Genomic DNA, 18,111 nt, shown 5'->3' on the forward strand with positions numbered 1-18,111 from the left:
TTCTAATTAACTATTCTTTCCCTTTCAATTTTGGACAGTCCAGGAATTTTTATTGTTGCCCATTCTGGTTGATACTTGTCAATTTTGGAGACAACCACAGTCATATCATCTCTAATTTCCCCTTGCAAATATCGAACTACCTTTTCTAACAATAAGTCGGCAAATTCCTGCGGAAGATCGGATTCAATTTCCTGTATCATTCTTTTCATCCATAACTCCTTATTTGCCGTTCGTTTTGGTGAGTCATAGATGCCGTCTGTCATCATAATCAATAAATCCCCAGGTTGAAGTGCTACTTCGATACTCTCAATGTCAATGTCTTGGATAATGCCTACTGGTAAATTATTAGCAGATATCATGATGACCTCATCACTGCGTTTAATAAAACTAGGCGTCGATCCGACCTTAAGAAACTTGGTTTTTGCATTAAATAAGTCCACAATTGCCAAGTCAACAGTCGAGAAAATTTCCTCTTGAGAACGTAATAGTAATACAGAGTTAATCGTCTTTATTGCAATCGTTTCTTCAATTCCTGATTGTAATAACTGTTTTAACAACTCCAAAGTCGCTTTACTTTCTGTTCGAGCACGCTCACCATTTCCCATGCCATCACTTAAAGCAACAGCATATTTCCCGTTGCTAACCTCGATTGTACTAAAACTATCACCAGATAACCATTTTCCTCCTTTTGCTGCTCCTGCATATCCTGTATCTACTTCATAGGTTTTTGCAGATCGTAAACACATTTTACATGAGCCGTCTTTCTTGAATTGACATTCCTTGTTATTTACGATGATATTTTCATTGAGCACCTCTGAAATTAATGGAGCAACAATCTTGATACACTCATCCCTTCCATTACAATTTGGTTGAGTCACTTCTATTTCGACATTACCCTCCTCTAGTCGAATAATATTTACTTGGCGTACAGACAGACCTAACCTTTCTAAGGCTTGATGGATTTGTTGTTCCTGTATACCCAAATCTTTACCGTCTTTTTGTATTTCTTGAGCTAAATCTTTCATCACTTGAGAGACACCGTATAATTGATGGGCGACTAATTGTCTACTTTCTTCTAATTGATTTTTCCAATATAAATGGTCACTATAACTGTCATAAACATCCATTAAATGAAAAGAGGTTTGATCCGATTTTACACAATGGTCGGCCCACTCACTGGGAATATTCTTTTTCGTTATTTTTCCTTTCGTTTCGATGATTGTCATCAATTCCGTCATGATTCGATAAGTTTTAAAAAATTCCTCATTCCAACATTTATTTCTTTTCCAACAAGTTTGACAATGTTTTTCCGCCACCTGGCTCATAAAGTGGTCAATTTGTTCACTTTGATCAATCCTCGTAGGGGCTGAGATTTCTTTAAAACTATTTGCTAATTGGGTAAACATATTTGCAAACTGATCGATCTTCCCTGAAGTAACTGATCTTATTTTTGAAACATACTCTTGATAATGAAGATGGTATTCACTTGTACCAGGAATAAATGTGGCGATTTGCTTGATCAATGACTTAGGGGTTAAAACAAAGAAAACTAAAGCAATCATTGATTCAGCAAAAGAAATCCAAATCTCGTTTTGGTCTCCTAAATAAATGGATAAAATCGTTGTACCGATCACTAAACCGAATGCAACACCTAATTTATTTGCTTGTTTTAATAAACCTGCTAAAAGTCCTGAAAAAGCTAACAAACTAATTTGATAAACAGCATTTGTGTTAGACAAACTTAAGATCAATCCGGTAACAACACCAACAGATGAACCAATCGCACCACCACCAACAAAAGCAAATATTAAAATCAGATAGCGAGAGATGATATGCTCAATGGAATAATCCTGAATAGTCCAACCTACAGTTCCAGTCATCGTCGAAGCTAAAAGAATAATTAACCCAATAATCTCTTCTTGATTTAAAGAGACTTGATCCTTTTGGTAGATAAGAATAGGCAAAGATTGGGCGAAGATTAAGGTTAAGATAAACCCTAAGGCTGTTTCGATCCCAGCCATTACCCAAGGATAGATTTCATTAACTTGTTGATAAAAAAGGTTTGTCCCTTGGGGAATGGCCATAGAGAGTGAAACGAGAAATGGAGCATAGGATAAGTCTGCTTTGTTTTTTGTAACTAACCATTTTTGAACAAAGAAATAGATCACCATACCCGAAAAGATAATAGCTGAATGACGGCTATCTGTAAGATTTGTACCAAATAAGATGGCTAAACTAATATATAATAACTTCTCTTTTTTCAAATGATACATTAAAGCGAAGAAAGGAATAGCAAAGGGAGACATATCATTCAGAATAACCGCTCTACCTAATAAAAAACCCATTACCAAATAACCGAATTCCCATCTTTTAAAAAGGAGATAAAAAAAACCCATTACTTTTTGGTGCAACAGATCGCCTATTTGATTTAAATACGTAGAAACTGTCCCTGATTGAACCAATAAACCATTCTTTAAAATAAATTTTTTAAACATAAATGACACCACCCGATTTCCTATTGTGTCATTTATTATAAACAGAAAGGTAAACAAAATTTGTCAAAACAAGGAGACAGCTTTTAAAAAAATTACGACAAAATCTACCTAACCGACAAGGGTTTATACAAACTTAAGGGGTTTAAGAACAAATGCTCCCGCAAATATCTGTCGATTTACTTAGAATAGGTACCATTTCCGACAAAACTTCCTAAAATATTTTTTCATAAAAGCATAAGATGGAAATGGAAGAAAGTTATACTTTCTTAATCTTTAAAAAAAAAAAACACGCCTAAGCGTGTTTTATGTAAGTATTAAAATGGTGGACGATGACGGGATCGAACCGCCGACCCCCTGCTTGTAAGGCAGGTGCTCTCCCAGCTGAGCTAATCGTCCAAATACAGATTTCAGATGCCGGAAGTCGGATGTCAGATTGAATGTTTTTCTTCGAAGTCCTTTCTTTCTCTCTGACCTCTGATCTCTTACCTCTGTCTTCTTCTTGTGGTGACCCGTAGGGGATTCGAACCCCTGTTACCGCCGTGAAAGGGCGGTGTCTTAACCACTTGACCAACGGGCCAGTATGGTAGCGGCGGAGGGAATCGAACCCCCGACCTCACGGGTATGAACCGTACGCTCTAGCCAGCTGAGCTACACCGCCATATATAATAAATGATCCTATTATGGATCAACGTAGTACAAATGGTTTAATTGGTTGTACCACAGGCACTCCGATTTCATTTGATCAAGGATGCCAATCGACGTAGTACAAATGGTTTAATTGGTTGCGGGGACAGGACTTGAACCTGCGACCTTCGGGTTATGAGCCCGACGAGCTACCAACTGCTCCACCCCGCGTCAGTCACAATATTTATTATATAATAACTTTGAAAAGGAAGTCAACTGTCTTTTTCAAAAACATACTTTTTTATGAAGGGAATCATTATCACTGGCAGGAAATAATTATACTTTGTGACCAAATAGCCACAAAGTATAATACCACATATATGATTTAACCGCGACGGGCGCCACGACCCCCTCGTTTAGAATCGGTGCTTTTGCGTAATGTAGAAAGTCGTTCTTCACTATCTTTTAAGAACTTGTTCAACTTGTCATCAAAACTTTCATTTGATTGACGACGTGTAGATTTTTGTGGTCTTTCTTTCGGTGTATGTTCTACTGGTTTTTCCTGTGCTTTCTTTAAAGAAAGGCCGATCTTTCCATCCTTTTCGACATTAATCACCTTAACCGTAATCATGTCATTTACTTTTAAAAATTCATTTACATCCTTTACATAACTATCAGCAATTTCGGAAATATGAATTAAACCGGTTTCACCACTTGGCAGCTCAATAAACGCACCGAAATGGGTAATTCCTGTTACTTTCCCTTTAACTTTGCTGCCTATTTCAATTGACATGTATTAAAACTTCCTCCTTAAAGAATAAAGAATAGACTAATGAGATTATAACTGATGCTCAGAAAACATGTCAATAATGATCGTTTACCAATCTATTCCTCAGGGGTAATAATAATAAACTCTCCAGGCTTAGATAAAAAGTAATATTTTCGTGCCATCTCTGCTATGTATTCCTTGTTTTGCAAAAGCATTACTTTCTTTTCTAATTCCCTTTTGGTTTCAGCCACTTGTTGCTCTTGTTTCTGCAATTCCACTAGTTTAGCTTTTTTTTCTTTAATATCTATCCACTGATTGTAGCCGGTAAACCCCGCCCAAACTATAAAAGTCATTAAAAGAAGAATAATTGCATGTATTCTTTTTCTACTCGCATGATTGATTTGATTTTTTTTTGACATGACAGTTATCCTCCATTAAAAATTAGGCTAATTCTTCTTACGCGTAAATAGTTTCTTCAAAAAGGAGGAAAATCCTGCTTTTTGCTTAACTCTAGTTGAAAACTTTTGTATAAACTTCAAGATAGGTATAAACATTGCAAAAAGAAAGGTAAGTATTGAAATAAACAACTTATAAATTAAAATGACTGGTTTAATCACAAGAATATTGATTGCATGAATCACCAAGACCCATATGGTTTTGATTAGATGATACAACTTACTCCAAAATTTTAAAATGATCTTACTTATTGTAATATAATAGAACCATAAACCGATTATAAATGTTAATAATATTGATAAACGAAGTTGTCCATCATTACTCCATAATAACAAACGAAAGATGAAAAGAGCAGAAAAAACACCAAAACTTACATCAAAAATAAAGACGATCCACTGAGGTAGATCTATTTCCTTTTTTAGCTCCCGATAGCTATCAAAGATCATTCCAACAAAAAATCCACTACCTATCATTAAAATTGTTGTGATAAATTGCTCGTTTAGTGTCACTTAAACAACTTGCCAAAGAATCCTTTAGCCTTCTCCGAAGAGTATCCATCGTTTAAATATCCCATCTCATAGACTAAACCTTCAATTGCAACAAATCCCTGTTCTAAATTTAGATTTTTAATATGTAAATTTTGCCCACGAATATGCAAGTATCCGAATTCCGTATTTAATAAAAACTCTTCACTATCGAAGCTCTCTACATCCTTTACACCTGTAACTTGCATGACTTCTCTATCTACAACCATCACTTCATGTTTAAGCCCTTTTCTTGATCTATCCTCCATTTTATCAACCCCCTTTTACTACATCTTATGGCTTGGCAAAATTTTTAGAACAAAAAAAGAAGGCTGATTATAAACCTTCTTGTTCTGTAATCTTTTCTTCTTTTATCACTGTATACATCTCTAAAGCTTCTTCCTTCTTTGAGGTCTCCACACATTTGTTTACCTGAACTGTTAACTTCTTTTGGCCAAATCGAATAGAGAGCAGATCTCCCTCATTCACATTTGAGCTAGCTTTAGCAACCTGTCCATTAATTTCAATACGACCTTGATCAGAGACTTCCTTAGCGATTGTCCTACGTTTAATCAACCTTGAAACTTTTAGAAATTTATCTAATCTCATTTAATCAACCTCTCTAACTATACTTTTTAGCTTCTTCCCAATATTGATCCATGATTTCTAATGAAGCATGTTCGATCGGAATTCCTTTTTCTTTTAATTTTTGTTCGATATAGAAAAATCTTTTCATGAATTTTCGATTTGTTTTTTCTAGCGCTTCTTCTGGATCTATCTTCATAAATCTAGCTAGATTAACAACCGCAAACATTACATCCCCTAATTCATCCTTTGCCGATTCACCATTTGCCTCTTTAAGTTCATCAATTTCTTCAGCAATTTTTTGATAAACTTGTTCAATCGTTGGCCAATCGAAGCCAACACTAGCCGCCTTTTTTTGTAACTTGTAGGCACGTAAGATCGCCGGTAAATCTTTTGGAATACCCTGTAAGATAGAGGAATGGATCACACCCTGTTTTTCCTTTTCCTGCTCCTTTATCTTATTCCAACGTTTAAGAACCTCTTCTGCCTTTTCTGCTTTCTCATCTCCAAATACGTGAGGATGTCTTCTTACAAGCTTCTGATTTAATTGCATAATCACATCATAGATATTAAAATATCCTTCATCATCCCCTATTTGTGCGTGAAGCATCACCTGCAATAGAACATCTCCTAATTCTTCAATCATATGATCCATATCTAATTCATCAATCGTCTCTAAAAGTTCATATGCCTCTTCAATGAGATACTTCCTAATCGATTGATGTGTCTGTTCTTTATCCCAAGGACAGCCATTTGGCCCCCTTAACGTTTGGACAATTTCAACTAACCTAGAAAATGTTTTTTGTTGAACCTGTTCATCCTCTGTCATTGGAACAAAAACTGAACTTAGATGATGAAAATCTTCTGGTTTGTGATCCAATTCGTAGAGGGAAATTGGTTTGATAATCTCTTTACTACCCATTCCTAGATTGCTAACAATCCAGATTGTCATCTCCTCAGGATAAAGTTCCAATAAAGTTAATTTTACATCGGATGCAACAAATTGGTTATAAACTTGGCCAATCACAATATTTTTAGAGGGATCTAAATCATTTCTAGTGATGGTTTCGCCGTTTAAAAAGATAAAACCATCTATTGGGTCAATATGTAAACTTGAAAATAGGGTGTCTAAAAAACTTTCTCCCCCCTTTACCTCAATTTCGATTCCCTTTGCCTTTCCTAATTCTAATAAATATTGTACACTTTTCTCTGCAACCATTGGATGTCCAGGAACAGCATAAACAATCGAATCCACCCTTTTTACCTCTTCTAATAAATATGTTGCTATTTTTTGATAAACCTGGTCATATTCCTGATTTGTATCATAAAGATCGTCAAACGTTTTATAATTAATTCCCTCTTGATCCAGAAAAGAAACGACTGGATGAATTTTCGTCCTTAAGTAAAGATGATCACTACTCTTTAATAATTTGTAGGCTCCTAGAGACAACTGTTCTTCATTCCCAGAACCAAGTCCTATAATGATTATTTTCTCATTCATAAAAGAGACTCCTTTAATCTTTTAATATTCTCAACCGCTCCGTAAAAGTAATTAGTTTCTTTCCTACCTTAGGAGTGTTGATTAAATCCTTTTTAGTAATCGCTCCAAAAATAAAGAGGCTAAAGGCAAAGACAATGATACCTAAACTTACAGAAACGATAGAAACGACCGCCATCAACAACCGTTCTTTGGGGATAAAAGGAGATATCGCTAACTCTAAAAATTCCTTTGCTATCCATACGATTGCCCCCATCATCAAAGTTGCTATGGTTGGTTTTACAAAGAAATTCAAGAAACCAATTTTGATACCTGTATATTGATTTACAGCAATTAGATTTAAAAACGTCGCAACCGCATATGCACTAACAGTGGCCAAAGCTGCACCGTCGATACCAAAGGTACGAATGAGAATGAGGTTAAGCACTAATTTAATGATTACACCAATAAAAAGATTTCTTGCTGGTAAGATCACTTGCCCAATTCCTTGTAATATACCTGAAGAAGTAATTCCTAAGGTTGAAAACATGGATGTGAAGGCTAAAATAGCTAATGTTTTGGTCCCTACATTGTTTTCATAAAGTAAAATATTTGCCGGTTCAGCAATCACGGCAAGTCCAACAGAAGCTGGAAGACCAATAAGTAAGGTTAGTCTTAAAGCCAAATCGGTACGTTCTTGAATCAATTGATGATTCTTTCTTGCTGACGCTTCAGATATAGAAGGAACCAATGCTAAAGATAAAGATGTTGCAAAAAACGCTGTAAACTGAACCAAGGGTTGACCTCTTGTATAGATCCCAAACCAATATTCTGATTGGGTTTTTTCAAATCCTAATGCTTGAAGTAAGTTAGAAACAGAAAAGGAATCAACGACACCAAATAAAGGCAAGATTAATGATCCTAAAGCGATAGGAATGGAATAATATAATATCTTTTTTATAATTCCAACTACTGGTTGTTGGCTAAATTGCTGGATTTCAACTTGCCCATGAGATAAAAAGATCTCGTCCGTCATACGATTCGTCTTTTTCCAAAATAATAATAGAACAGCAAAGGCAAAGATGGCTCCAGAAAATGCTCCAAAAACAGCCCCTGCACCTGCATAATAGACCCCATAGTCATTCTTTATAAACCAATAGGATAAGACTAAGATTGTGATCACTCGAACGATTTGTTCAACAATTTGTGAATAAGCAGTAGGTACCATATATTGATGACCCTGATAATAGCCTCTAATGGCTGCCATTAAAGGAACAATTAAAAGGGCAAAGGAGACACTTTTTATCGCAATAGAAAGCTGTTGATTTCCCATTAAGACAGCTAATAAGTCGGATCCGAAATAAAGAATAATAAAAAAGAGAATACCAGTCATACTAAGAATATATGCTGAAATCTTAAAAATACGTTTTGCTCCTCGCTTGTCCCCTAACGCTAAACGTTCAGAAACCATTTTTGAGATGGCAATAGGAAAACCAGCCGTTGCAATAATCAATAACATACTATAGATCGGATAAACTTTATTATAAACTGCTAATCCTACATCTCCAGTAATATTTTGATAAGGGATTCGATAAACTGCACCTAATAGTTTGGATATAAGTGCAGCTATGCCTAATATGGCAGCCCCTTTGATAAATGATTGCCCCTTAGAATGCATCTTTCTCTCTCCTCATAAATTACAAAATGTCTAAATTATTATAACATAAGCTGTTTTATTCACCCATTAAAATTGAAGAAGCAGGCGATGCCTGCTTCAATTCCTACTTCATATTTGATCATTGTTCCATCTGTTTTGCTAAAAATGATGCAGCTGTTTCCACCATTTTGATTTCCAATGTACCCATTTTAGTGTCATCTTTAGCAATCAAAATGACTGCTCCTATCGGGTCACCACTAGCGACAATAGGTGCTATGACATAAGAAGTATAGCTTTCGAGGGAATCCTTTACTATACTAACTTCTCCAGAGTTCGTTTCCACTAAAGTTTTGCGTTGCTCCATACTTTCTTCCACAATTTTCCCAATAGATTTCTCCATATAATCTTTTTTGCTAACACCGGCTACTGCAATGATCGTATCCCGATCTGAAATTAAGACAACGTGGTTTAAATTTTCGTATAAGGAATCAGCAAGTTCCTTTGCAAAGTCCCCAAGTTCGCCAATTGGCGAATATTTCTTTAATATCACTTCTCCATCTCGATCAACAAAAATTTCTAATGGATCCCCTTCTCGGATTCTTAGGGTTCTTCTAATTTCCTTTGGGATAACAACCCTTCCTAAGTCATCAATTCGTCGAACAATACCTGTTGCTTTCATTCTTGATGCCTCACTTTCTTGTATATAGTAACAAAGTTGAACAATTATTGAATATCTATAATATTTTTCTTCCGTTCTTGTCCATAGTATTCTTCTGTTACCAAATTATTATACAAGTAAAGGTTCTAAGCTTTCTACCGCATTGGAAAGTTAAACTTCGATAAAAGTTTTTTTACTTTTCGGGTAAGTTGATTTTCTTAATGATCTTTTGTAATTCGTTCGTCATAAACTGATTATATTCTTGAGCAATAACTTGCCCTTTTAGTTGATCAGAAAGTTGTTCTAAAGTTGGTACTTGGCGATTGATCACTTTTATAATGTGATAGCCAAATTCTGTTTTTACCAAGTCGCTTAATTGTCCAACAGGTAATGTTAATGCTGCTTTTTTAAATTCAGGAACCCAAGAAGATACTGGGGCATTTTCATACACTCCCCCATTATCCTTACTACCAGGGTCATCCGAATATTCCTTGGCTAATTTCGCGAAATCTTCTCCTTTTTTTAATTTAGCCAATACTTCTTCTGCCCTTTTTTTTGCTTCTTCTTCCGATCGATCCTTAGTGGCAATTAAAATATGGCTTACTGTTGCAATCGTATATTCTTCTTTATTTTCTTTATATTGTTTTTCTAATTTTTCCTTTTCCTCATTAAATGTTTTCGCTGACTTCTCTTCCATGTAATTTTGAATCGCTTGGTATCGATTTACATAATCGACAAGGTCATTTTCAGTGATCTTTAATTCCGCTAATTTTTTATTATAATTTTCTTCAGAACCCATTGTTCCTTTGATTGCCTTTAGTAAATCTTCTATTTCCTTATCGTCAGCTTTTTGATTCTTTGCTTTTGATGCAAGATATTTTTGACCTATATATTGTTCTAATGCTTGTCTTTGCGATTCAGGTTGGTTAATCGTCCCTTCTAATTGAGGATTAAAAAAGGTAGTTACTTGAAGGAAAGTATTAAATTCATCTTTTGTTACTGTTCCTCCATCATATTCTGCCACTACATCTTGTTTAACCTTTCCTGTATCAGGCGCTTGATTACTACAACCTACAATGCTGAAGATAAAAACAACCGCTAATAAGAGAATCAAACCTTTTTTCTTATTCATGTGTATAAAGAACTCCTTCCTGTTTGAACGCTTCTCGATAACGAGCAAGGAATTGTTCAATTAATTGAATTCCTTGTTCAGAGGTTAAATTTTTCAAGTTAACCTTAATGCCAATGTGATGTCCTGAAGAAAGTTTAATGCGATGGTCAAATTCGTTTGCTATTTTGAATAATTTATAACCATCTATGATTTGATTTTGGTCAGGGTGTACTTGCATCGTGACTTCTTTGCCCTTTTGGATGATATTTTCTATTCGGTATAGATAAGTATAAGTCTTAATTCTAGTAACAGCTAATAAGTTTTGTACAGGTTGAGGGATATCACCAAAACGGTCTAATAGTTCATCTTCTAGATCTTGAGCCTCTTCTAATTTCCTGATATTTGCAAACCTTTTATACATCTCAATTTTTTGCATCGAGTCTGTTATATAATCAGTCGGTAGATATGCATCGACTTCCAATTCAATTTGCGGCTCAATTTTCTCCTCTTTCTTAACTTCCCCTTTCAAGTCATCAATGGCTTCTTTCAACATTTGACTATATAGATCAAAACCAACTGAAGCAATAAAACCATGTTGTTCTGCTCCTAAAAGGTTCCCTGCCCCTCTTATCGCTAAATCCCTCATCGCTATTTTGAACCCTGAACCAAGTTCAGTAAATTCTTTAATCGCTTGTAATCTTTTTTCTGCAACTTCCGATAATACCTTATCCCTTTGATAAGTAAAATAGGCATAAGCAATCCTATTGGATCTACCCACTCTTCCTCTTAGCTGATATAGTTGGGATAACCCCATTTTATCCGCATCATAGATGATTAAGGTATTTACATTTGGAATATCTACACCCGTCTCAATAATTGTTGTACTAACAAGAACATCATATTCTTCTTCCAAAAAGTCTAACATCACACGTTCCAATTCAGATTCAGACATTTGCCCATGCGCCACTGCCACTTTTGCATCGGGAACTAACATACTAATTTGATCTGCCATTTGTTGAATGGATTTTACTTGGTTATAAAGAAAATAAACTTGTCCTCCACGAGCAAGTTCCCTTTCTATTGCTTCACGGACCATTGCTGCACTATATTCTACCACATATGTCTGAACAGGGAAACGATTTTCAGGAGGTGTTTCAATGACTGATAGATCTCTTACGCCTAACATCGACATGTGTAATGTACGAGGAATCGGGGTTGCGGTAAGGGTAAGTACATCAACATTTGTTTTTAATTCCTTTAATTTTTCTTTATGCTTTACTCCAAACCGTTGTTCCTCGTCTACAATAAGCAGACCAAGATCTTTAAATTGGACATCTTTAGATAATAACCGATGAGTACCTATAACGATGTCGACAGTTCCATCTTTAATTCCTTTAATTACTTCTGTTTGCTGTTTTTTCGTACGAAATCGGCTTATCACTTCAATCTTTATCGGATATTCCAAGAAGCGTTCCTTAAATGTCTCAAAATGCTGTTGTGCTAAGATCGTTGTAGGAACTAATACCGCAACTTGCTTCCCAGCCATTGCTGCTTTAAAAGCAGCACGAATCGCTACTTCTGTTTTACCATATCCTACATCACCACAAAGAAGTCGATCCATCGGTCTCTCGTTTTCCATATCTTGTTTAATTTCTTCGATGCTTCTTAGCTGGTCAGGTGTTTCATCATATGGGAATAAAGCCTCAAATTCATGTTGAAATTCATTATCTTTAGGAAAAGAAAAGCCTTTAGTTGCTTGTCTTTTTGCATATAATTTGATCAAGTCCTCAGCAATATCCTGAACAGAGGATTTCACCTTATTTTTAACTTTGGTCCATTCTGTTCCACCTAAAGAATAAATTTTCGGCTCCTTTTCTTCCCCACCTACATACTTTTGAACCAAATCAATTTGATCAATCGGCACATAAAGTTTATCATTACCGGCATATTTAATATGAAGGTAATCCTTATGAATACCGTTAATATCTAAAGTCTCAATTCCAATATACCGCCCTATTCCGTGATTCACATGGACAACATAATCCCCTACCCGTAGGTCAGTATAATTCTTGATACGTTCAGCATTGGCCGTTTGGGAGACCTTCTTTGCTTTTCTTTGCTTTTGAGAAAAGATTTCTCCTTCTGTAATCACTGCCAAACGAATTTCAGCCATTTCAAAACCTGACTGTAAATTCCCTTGTAAAATAATTGGCCTAAGTGATATTTCACGGATGGTATTAGGAACAATATCTACTTCCATGCCATAGTCATCCAGCACACGCTGTAAGCGCTTAACCCCTTCTGCATCTGAGGCTAAAAAGATGACACTAGTATTAGATTTCCTCCATCTTTCAAGTTCACCTTTAAGTAAATGCATCTGTCCATGGAAGTTTTGCATATTTCTACTTACAAAATTGATAATATTTTCAGGATTCGCATGTGGAATCTGTCTCAAAAATAAAGATAAGTATAATGCCTGTTTACGATGTCCAACGATTATATCAAGATAGGATTGATATACTTCTAATTGGGGTAAAAATTCCCCTTGCTGTAATAAGGCTGTTTTCCACTCATTTACCTCTTTCTCAGTCTGTTTTGCAACTTCTATCATTCGATTTGCTTCATCAAAAACTATTAGACTATCTTTTTCAAAATAATCTAACAGAGTATATTTTTGGGAATATAAAACCGAAGCATATTTGTAAAAGCCATTAAAATATTGATTTTCTTTTAATTGCTCTATCTCCCAAGATACGTTTGCAATTAACTTTTCCTTTATCACTGAATCTTTTATACGATTCAACTGCTCGCTAAGGTATTCTTCTGCTCGAGTTGCAGCCTTCATGAATTCTTCTTTCGTTGCGATCCATTCCCTTGCCGGAGGAATGTCAACATTTTTCAACTTTTCAATAGACCTTTGAGTTCCAATATCAAAAGTACGGATTGAATCAATCTCTACATCAAACAATTCAATTCGTACTGGGTTTTCTAATGTAAGTGGATAAATATCTATGATTCCGCCTCTAACGCTAAATTCTCCTTGTTTTTCAACAATGTCAGTTCTTTTATAACCTAAAAAAATGAGGTTATTTAATAGACGGTTTAAATCGATAATTTTTCCTATTTCTATTGAGATCATGGAGTCAACAAAGCTACTTTTAGGTGGAAGAAACTTACTTAGCCCAATATAAGGAATGATATAGATTCCCTTTTTTCCTTCAGATAAACTCTGTAAAACATGAATTCTTTGGGCTAGTGTCTCTGGACTCTGAGCATCAATATCAATTAAAGTTAATTCATTTGCTGGGTATAAATACAGTTGTTTTTCTGTTACTAATTCTAATAAGTCATCATAAACTTTTTGAGCTTGAAGTAAATTATGAGTGACTACAATCAGCGTCTTATTTACTTCTTGAAAAAGTGAAGCAATCATTGCTTGTTTTGTTGATCCACTCAACCCCGTAATCAGTTGCTCTTTCATGTCAGCGTTTAAACCTGAAAGAATGGACTGAAATTCCTTACTTCTAGCAAACTTTTGTAAGATAATTTCCATACTGTTCCCCCTTTCCTTAAATTCATAAAATAATATGATCTCTTCTTTATCATGAAAAATAAGCCTTAGCTAGAAAGCGAAGGCTTTATACTAACTTTAGTTATTGCAATGGATTTGAAATAAGCAATAATTCAGGATGTAATTCTAGTGCCTCTTGGCAATATTCACAAATAACCTGAACGGTCTTATCGCCATTTTGTTCATAGGTTATTATACCTTCCCTCTCAGAAGGGGTCAAGGAATGCAATCCTAATTCTTCTTCACTAAACATTCTATCATCTATACTTCCAAGATGTTGCCCACAATGCTTACATACATATTGAATCATCAGTGTATGGCCTCCAAATCCTAATCATTTAGTCATTTTTAATTCTATTATTCCCCTGAGAGGATAAAGTCCATACAATGATTCAAAATTTAATGGTATTTATTCATTAACATTTTAAATTCTATCCCACTAATCCAGTCTTTAATTGCAAGTGCAGCTTTCTGAATACTCTCATTTATGACCTCTTTTTCCTCACTTGAAAATTTAGTCAAGACATGATCAATAATTGAAGCATACTCTGGTCGATCAATTCCAATTCGAATTCTCTTAAATTCTTCTGTCCCTAGGTGCTGAATCATCGACTTAATGCCATTGTGTCCTCCAGCACTTCCCTTTTCTCTAAACCTTAATTTACCTAATGGTAGATCTAAATCATCATAAATAACAACCATATCCTTTATATCAATCTTATACCAATCTAGAATGGGGCGGACAGCCTCTCCTGAAAGGTTCATATAAGTAAGTGGTTTTACAAAAAGAACTTTCTCTCCATCCAATCTAGCATCAGTAATGTTTGCATTAAATTTTGTTGTTGTAGATATTAAATCAGTAGTTTCTAACAAATCATCAATTACCATAAATCCAATATTATGCCGAGTATTTTCATATTGTCTTCCTGGATTTCCCAAACCAACAACTAACTTCATTTTATGTCCTCCTATTTTTAGACCTAAGCCCATTTTAACAAAACAGATTTACTTGGAAAACTTATTTGCAATAAAGAAAAAACGTAACCCCATTATAGGCTACGTTTATAAGAATCATAGACATTCTCATCTATTTTGCGGCGTCTATTCCTCGACCATCCTTAGGATCTACAATCTTTGGTTCATGAACAGGCCTTTCTTCCAATAAATCCTCTTCAATCATTTTTGGTGGAATGATGGTTAAAAGAACCGAATCAGGATCATGTTGAATTTCAACACCATCGGGTACCATTAAATCCCTAACATATAAGGCATCACCAATGTCTAGGTCAGAGATGTTCACTTGGATAAATTCTGGAATATAAGCAGGTAAGGCTTTTACCTCAATATCTCTTATCTGCTGTTGGACAATTCCACCATTCTTTTCACCCATTGATTTGCCGAAGAAATGTAATGGTACAGAAGTACTAATCAGCTTATTCATTTGGACACGCTGTAAATCAACATGAATGACTTTTTGGTCAATAGGATCTCTTTGGATTTCATTGATTTTGACAGGAATTTGCTCATTTCCCATTAAAATATGGAAAATGCCACTTTTTCCATGTTCTTTTAATTGTATTTTAAGTGTACTTTCCTCAATTTGAATGGGTTGATTTGAAAAACCATTACCATATAAAACACCTGGTATATAGCCATTTTCTCTTAAATGGTGCAAGATTGAATCTGCCCCTATTTCCCTTACAATCACTTCTAAATTGATTGGTTCCATGTTCCCCCTCCTAAACTTTTATAAACTAATTTCTATTATTTCCTAATCAAGAGGGAACTAAACCATTTTTAGTCAAATAATTTGCTTACGGATAACTCTTCATGGACCCGAACAATAGCTTCACCAATTAAAGGGGCGACAGATAATGTTTTAATTTTATCGTTCTTTTTCTCCGTTGATAAAGGAATCGTATTCGTAACCACCAATTCTTTTATTTGGGAATTTTGAATCCTCTCAATTGCTGGACCTGATAGGACAGGGTGTGTACAGGAAGCATAAACTTCTTTTGCACCGGCTTCTTTTAAAGCATTTGCTGCAAGAGCAATAGTCCCGGCCGTATCAATAATATCATCAATTAAAATGGCTACTTTTCCATCTACATTACCAACAATATTCATAATTTCTGCTACATTTGGTTCTGGTCTACGCTTATCTATAATTGCAATCGGCGCCCCTAATCGTTCAGCCATTTTTCTTGCACGCGTTACTCCCCCATGATCTGGGGAGACTACAACAATATCTTTTAAATTTTTCTTGGCAAAGAAATCAGCTAAAATAGGCACCCCTAATAAATGATCTACAGGAATATCAAAGAATCCTTGAATTTGAGTAGCATGTAAATCCATTGAAATCATTCGGTGAGCCCCTGCTGTTTCAATCAAATTAGCAACTAACTTAGCTGTAATTGGATCCCTTGCTCTTGCCTTTCGATCTTGTCTTGCATATCCATAATAAGGGATTACCACGTTAATGCTTTTAGCTGATGCTCTTTTTAAAGCATCTACCATAATTAAAAGTTCCATAAGATGTTCATTCACTGGAGAGGATGTAGACTGGATCACAAATACATCAGCACCTCGAACACTTTCATTTAATTTAACGCGTATCTCTCCATCACTAAAACGTAAAACTTCAGCATCCCCTAATGGAATTCCAATATGTTCAACAATCTCACGTGCTAAATCCGGATTTGCGTTACACGTAAACACTTTTAATGTAGAATCACTATATGGCATTTTTATACCCCCAAGAATGTTCTATTTCGTATCCTGCTGATTTTTTTCTCTTATTTTTTTAACATATCCTTCTTTATTCGTTTGTCTTTCCCTCGCTATCGCTAATGAAAAGTCTGGTACATGATCAGTAATTGTAGATCCAGCTGCTACATAAGCATCATGACCTACAGAAACAGGAGCAACAAGGTTCGTATTACAACCAATAAATGAATGATCCCCTATTTCAGTGCGATGCTTTTTAAATCCATCATAGTTAACCGTTATCGTTCCACAGCCAATATTTACATCTTCTCCCAAAGTTGCATCGCCAATATAAGAAAGGTGAGACACCTTTGTCCCTTTACCTAGTTTGGAGTTCTTTATTTCCACAAAATCGCCTACTTTCACCCCAATCCCAATATGGGAACCAGGGCGAATATAAGCAAAAGGCCCAATTTTAGCTTTTTCCTCTATCGTTGATGAGAAAATAACGGAATGGGTAATGACAACATCTTGGCTAACCATGACATCTGTCAAATCTGCACCAGGCCCGATGATACAATTTCCCTTTATCGTCGTTTTACCTTTTAGATACGTATCAGGATAAATGATTGTGTCTGGATCAATCATTACATCTTTTTCAATATAGGTTCGATCAGGATCAATAACAGTTACACCCTCACGCATATGGTGTTCGATAATTCGATTTCTTAATATTTTTTCTGCTTTTGCTAATGCGATACGATCATTAATACCGATCGTTTCATCTGAATTATCCGTTTTATAGGCAGAAACAATCATTCCTTCTGATTGTAAAATTTCAATAACATCCGTTAAATAATATTCCCCCTGTTTATTATCATTGTTCACTTTTAAGAGGGCATTAAATAATTTTACATTATCAAAGACATAAGTTCCTGTATTGATTTCTTTTATGGCCTTTTCTTCTATAGAGGTATCTTTTTCTTCAACAATTCTTAATACATGACCCTCATGATCTCGGATAATCCGACCATATCCAGTTGGTGGATCAATTTCGGTAGTTAAAATGGTTGCTGCAGCATTAGTCGTTTCGTGTTCTGAGTAAAGCGTCTTTAAGGTATCTTGGGTGATTAAAGGAGTGTCCCCCATAATAACTAAGGTTGTTCCTTTTTTACCATTGAGTATAGAACTTGCCTGTATAATTGCATGAGCTGTTCCAAGTTGTTGCTCTTGAATCGCATATTGAACCTGATCTCCCAAGTAAGTTTTTACTTGTTCTGATTTGTGTCCAATTACTACAACAATTTCTTTAATACCCATTTCTTTTAACTGGTCAACAACATGACCAACCATTGGTTTACCACTGACTTGATGTAATACTTTAGGTAGATTTGATTTCATTCTTGTGCCTTGGCCTGCGGCCAATACCACTGCATACAAATCAGACATGGTTATCCCCCATTTACGCACAATTATTC

The 18,111-nt window shown here is 35.3% G+C and carries 16 protein-coding genes and 4 tRNA genes; all 20 read right to left on the reverse strand.

Features of this window, described 5'->3' with window-relative positions; translation table 11 throughout:
- Nucleotides 1-2: 2 nt before the first annotated feature.
- The 20 genes from spoIIE to glmU all read right to left on the reverse strand — a co-directional run bounded on the left by spoIIE (nt 3) and on the right by glmU (nt 18,082).
- Entirely contained in the window at nt 3-2,495 is a 2,493-nt protein-coding gene (gene spoIIE / locus BEN26_RS07095; protein ID WP_069797923.1) for a stage II sporulation protein E, read from the reverse strand.
- A 320-nt stretch (nt 2,496-2,815) separates the two neighbouring features.
- A tRNA-Val gene (locus tag BEN26_RS07100) sits at nt 2,816-2,891 on the reverse strand.
- Between the two features lie 106 nt (nt 2,892-2,997).
- A tRNA-Glu gene (locus BEN26_RS07105) sits at nt 2,998-3,072 on the reverse strand.
- A gap of 4 nt (nt 3,073-3,076) precedes the next feature.
- Nucleotides 3,077-3,153, reverse strand: a tRNA-Met gene (locus BEN26_RS07110).
- 121 nt (nt 3,154-3,274) lie between these two features.
- Nucleotides 3,275-3,350: transfer RNA gene (locus tag BEN26_RS07115), tRNA-Met, on the reverse strand.
- Between the two features lie 154 nt (nt 3,351-3,504).
- Nucleotides 3,505-3,912: a S1 domain-containing RNA-binding protein gene (locus BEN26_RS07120; RefSeq protein WP_068727085.1), complete on the reverse strand. Its 408-nt coding sequence runs from the start codon at nt 3,910-3,912 to the stop codon at nt 3,505-3,507.
- Nucleotides 3,913-4,004: 92 nt separating this feature from the next.
- On the reverse strand, nt 4,005-4,307 hold the full coding sequence (locus BEN26_RS07125) for an FtsB family cell division protein (RefSeq protein ID WP_069797921.1): 303 nt from the start codon (nt 4,305-4,307) through the stop codon (nt 4,005-4,007).
- A 27-nt stretch (nt 4,308-4,334) separates the two neighbouring features.
- Nucleotides 4,335-4,853: a spore cortex biosynthesis protein YabQ gene (gene yabQ / locus BEN26_RS07130; protein WP_069797919.1), complete on the reverse strand. Its 519-nt coding sequence runs from the start codon at nt 4,851-4,853 to the stop codon at nt 4,335-4,337.
- A complete protein-coding gene (yabP, locus tag BEN26_RS07135; RefSeq protein ID WP_068727079.1) occupies nt 4,850-5,137 on the reverse strand; it encodes a sporulation protein YabP in 288 nt (95 codons plus the stop codon). The genes yabQ and yabP overlap by 4 nt, the downstream gene beginning before the upstream one ends.
- 67 nt (nt 5,138-5,204) lie before the next feature.
- Complete coding sequence (locus tag BEN26_RS07140) at nt 5,205-5,477, reverse strand: RNA-binding S4 domain-containing protein (protein WP_068727075.1); 273 nt, start codon at nt 5,475-5,477, stop codon at nt 5,205-5,207.
- A gap of 13 nt (nt 5,478-5,490) precedes the next feature.
- The gene (gene yabN / locus BEN26_RS07145) at nt 5,491-6,954 is read right to left on the reverse strand and encodes a bifunctional methyltransferase/pyrophosphohydrolase YabN (protein ID WP_069797917.1); all 1,464 of its coding nucleotides are present in this window, start codon (nt 6,952-6,954) and stop codon (nt 5,491-5,493) included.
- 13 nt (nt 6,955-6,967) lie between these two features.
- Nucleotides 6,968-8,608 carry a putative polysaccharide biosynthesis protein gene (locus BEN26_RS07150; protein ID WP_069797915.1) on the reverse strand — a complete coding sequence of 547 codons (1,641 nt, stop codon included), beginning with the start codon at nt 8,606-8,608 and terminating at the stop codon, nt 6,968-6,970.
- Nucleotides 8,609-8,726: 118 nt separating this feature from the next.
- Nucleotides 8,727-9,266 carry a stage V sporulation protein T gene (spoVT, locus tag BEN26_RS07155; protein WP_068727070.1) on the reverse strand — a complete coding sequence of 180 codons (540 nt, stop codon included), beginning with the start codon at nt 9,264-9,266 and terminating at the stop codon, nt 8,727-8,729.
- A gap of 172 nt (nt 9,267-9,438) precedes the next feature.
- A complete protein-coding gene (locus BEN26_RS07160; RefSeq protein WP_069797913.1) occupies nt 9,439-10,377 on the reverse strand; it encodes a peptidylprolyl isomerase in 939 nt (312 codons plus the stop codon).
- Nucleotides 10,370-13,909: a transcription-repair coupling factor gene (mfd, locus tag BEN26_RS07165; protein ID WP_069797911.1), complete on the reverse strand. Its 3,540-nt coding sequence runs from the start codon at nt 13,907-13,909 to the stop codon at nt 10,370-10,372. Before mfd ends, BEN26_RS07160 begins: the two co-directional genes overlap by 8 nt.
- 100 nt (nt 13,910-14,009) lie before the next feature.
- A complete protein-coding gene (locus tag BEN26_RS07170; RefSeq protein ID WP_399168139.1) occupies nt 14,010-14,237 on the reverse strand; it encodes an anti-sigma-F factor Fin in 228 nt (75 codons plus the stop codon).
- Nucleotides 14,238-14,326: 89 nt separating this feature from the next.
- On the reverse strand, nt 14,327-14,884 hold the full coding sequence (gene pth, locus BEN26_RS07175; RefSeq protein ID WP_069797909.1) for an aminoacyl-tRNA hydrolase: 558 nt from the start codon (nt 14,882-14,884) through the stop codon (nt 14,327-14,329).
- A 130-nt stretch (nt 14,885-15,014) separates the two neighbouring features.
- A complete protein-coding gene (locus BEN26_RS07180; protein WP_068727057.1) occupies nt 15,015-15,656 on the reverse strand; it encodes a 50S ribosomal protein L25 in 642 nt (213 codons plus the stop codon).
- Nucleotides 15,657-15,724: 68 nt separating this feature from the next.
- Nucleotides 15,725-16,672 (reverse strand): ribose-phosphate diphosphokinase, encoded by a 948-nt coding sequence (locus BEN26_RS07185; protein WP_068727054.1) that lies wholly within the window; start codon nt 16,670-16,672, stop codon nt 15,725-15,727.
- A 21-nt stretch (nt 16,673-16,693) separates the two neighbouring features.
- Nucleotides 16,694-18,082, reverse strand: coding sequence for a bifunctional UDP-N-acetylglucosamine diphosphorylase/glucosamine-1-phosphate N-acetyltransferase GlmU (glmU, locus tag BEN26_RS07190; RefSeq protein WP_069797907.1), 1,389 nt, complete (start codon nt 18,080-18,082; stop codon nt 16,694-16,696).
- Between the last annotated feature and the right edge of the window lie 29 nt (nt 18,083-18,111).

Source organism: Tepidibacillus sp. HK-1 (assembly GCF_001748485.2).
Lineage (GTDB): Bacteria > Bacillota > Bacilli > Tepidibacillales > Tepidibacillaceae > Tepidibacillus_B > Tepidibacillus_B infernus.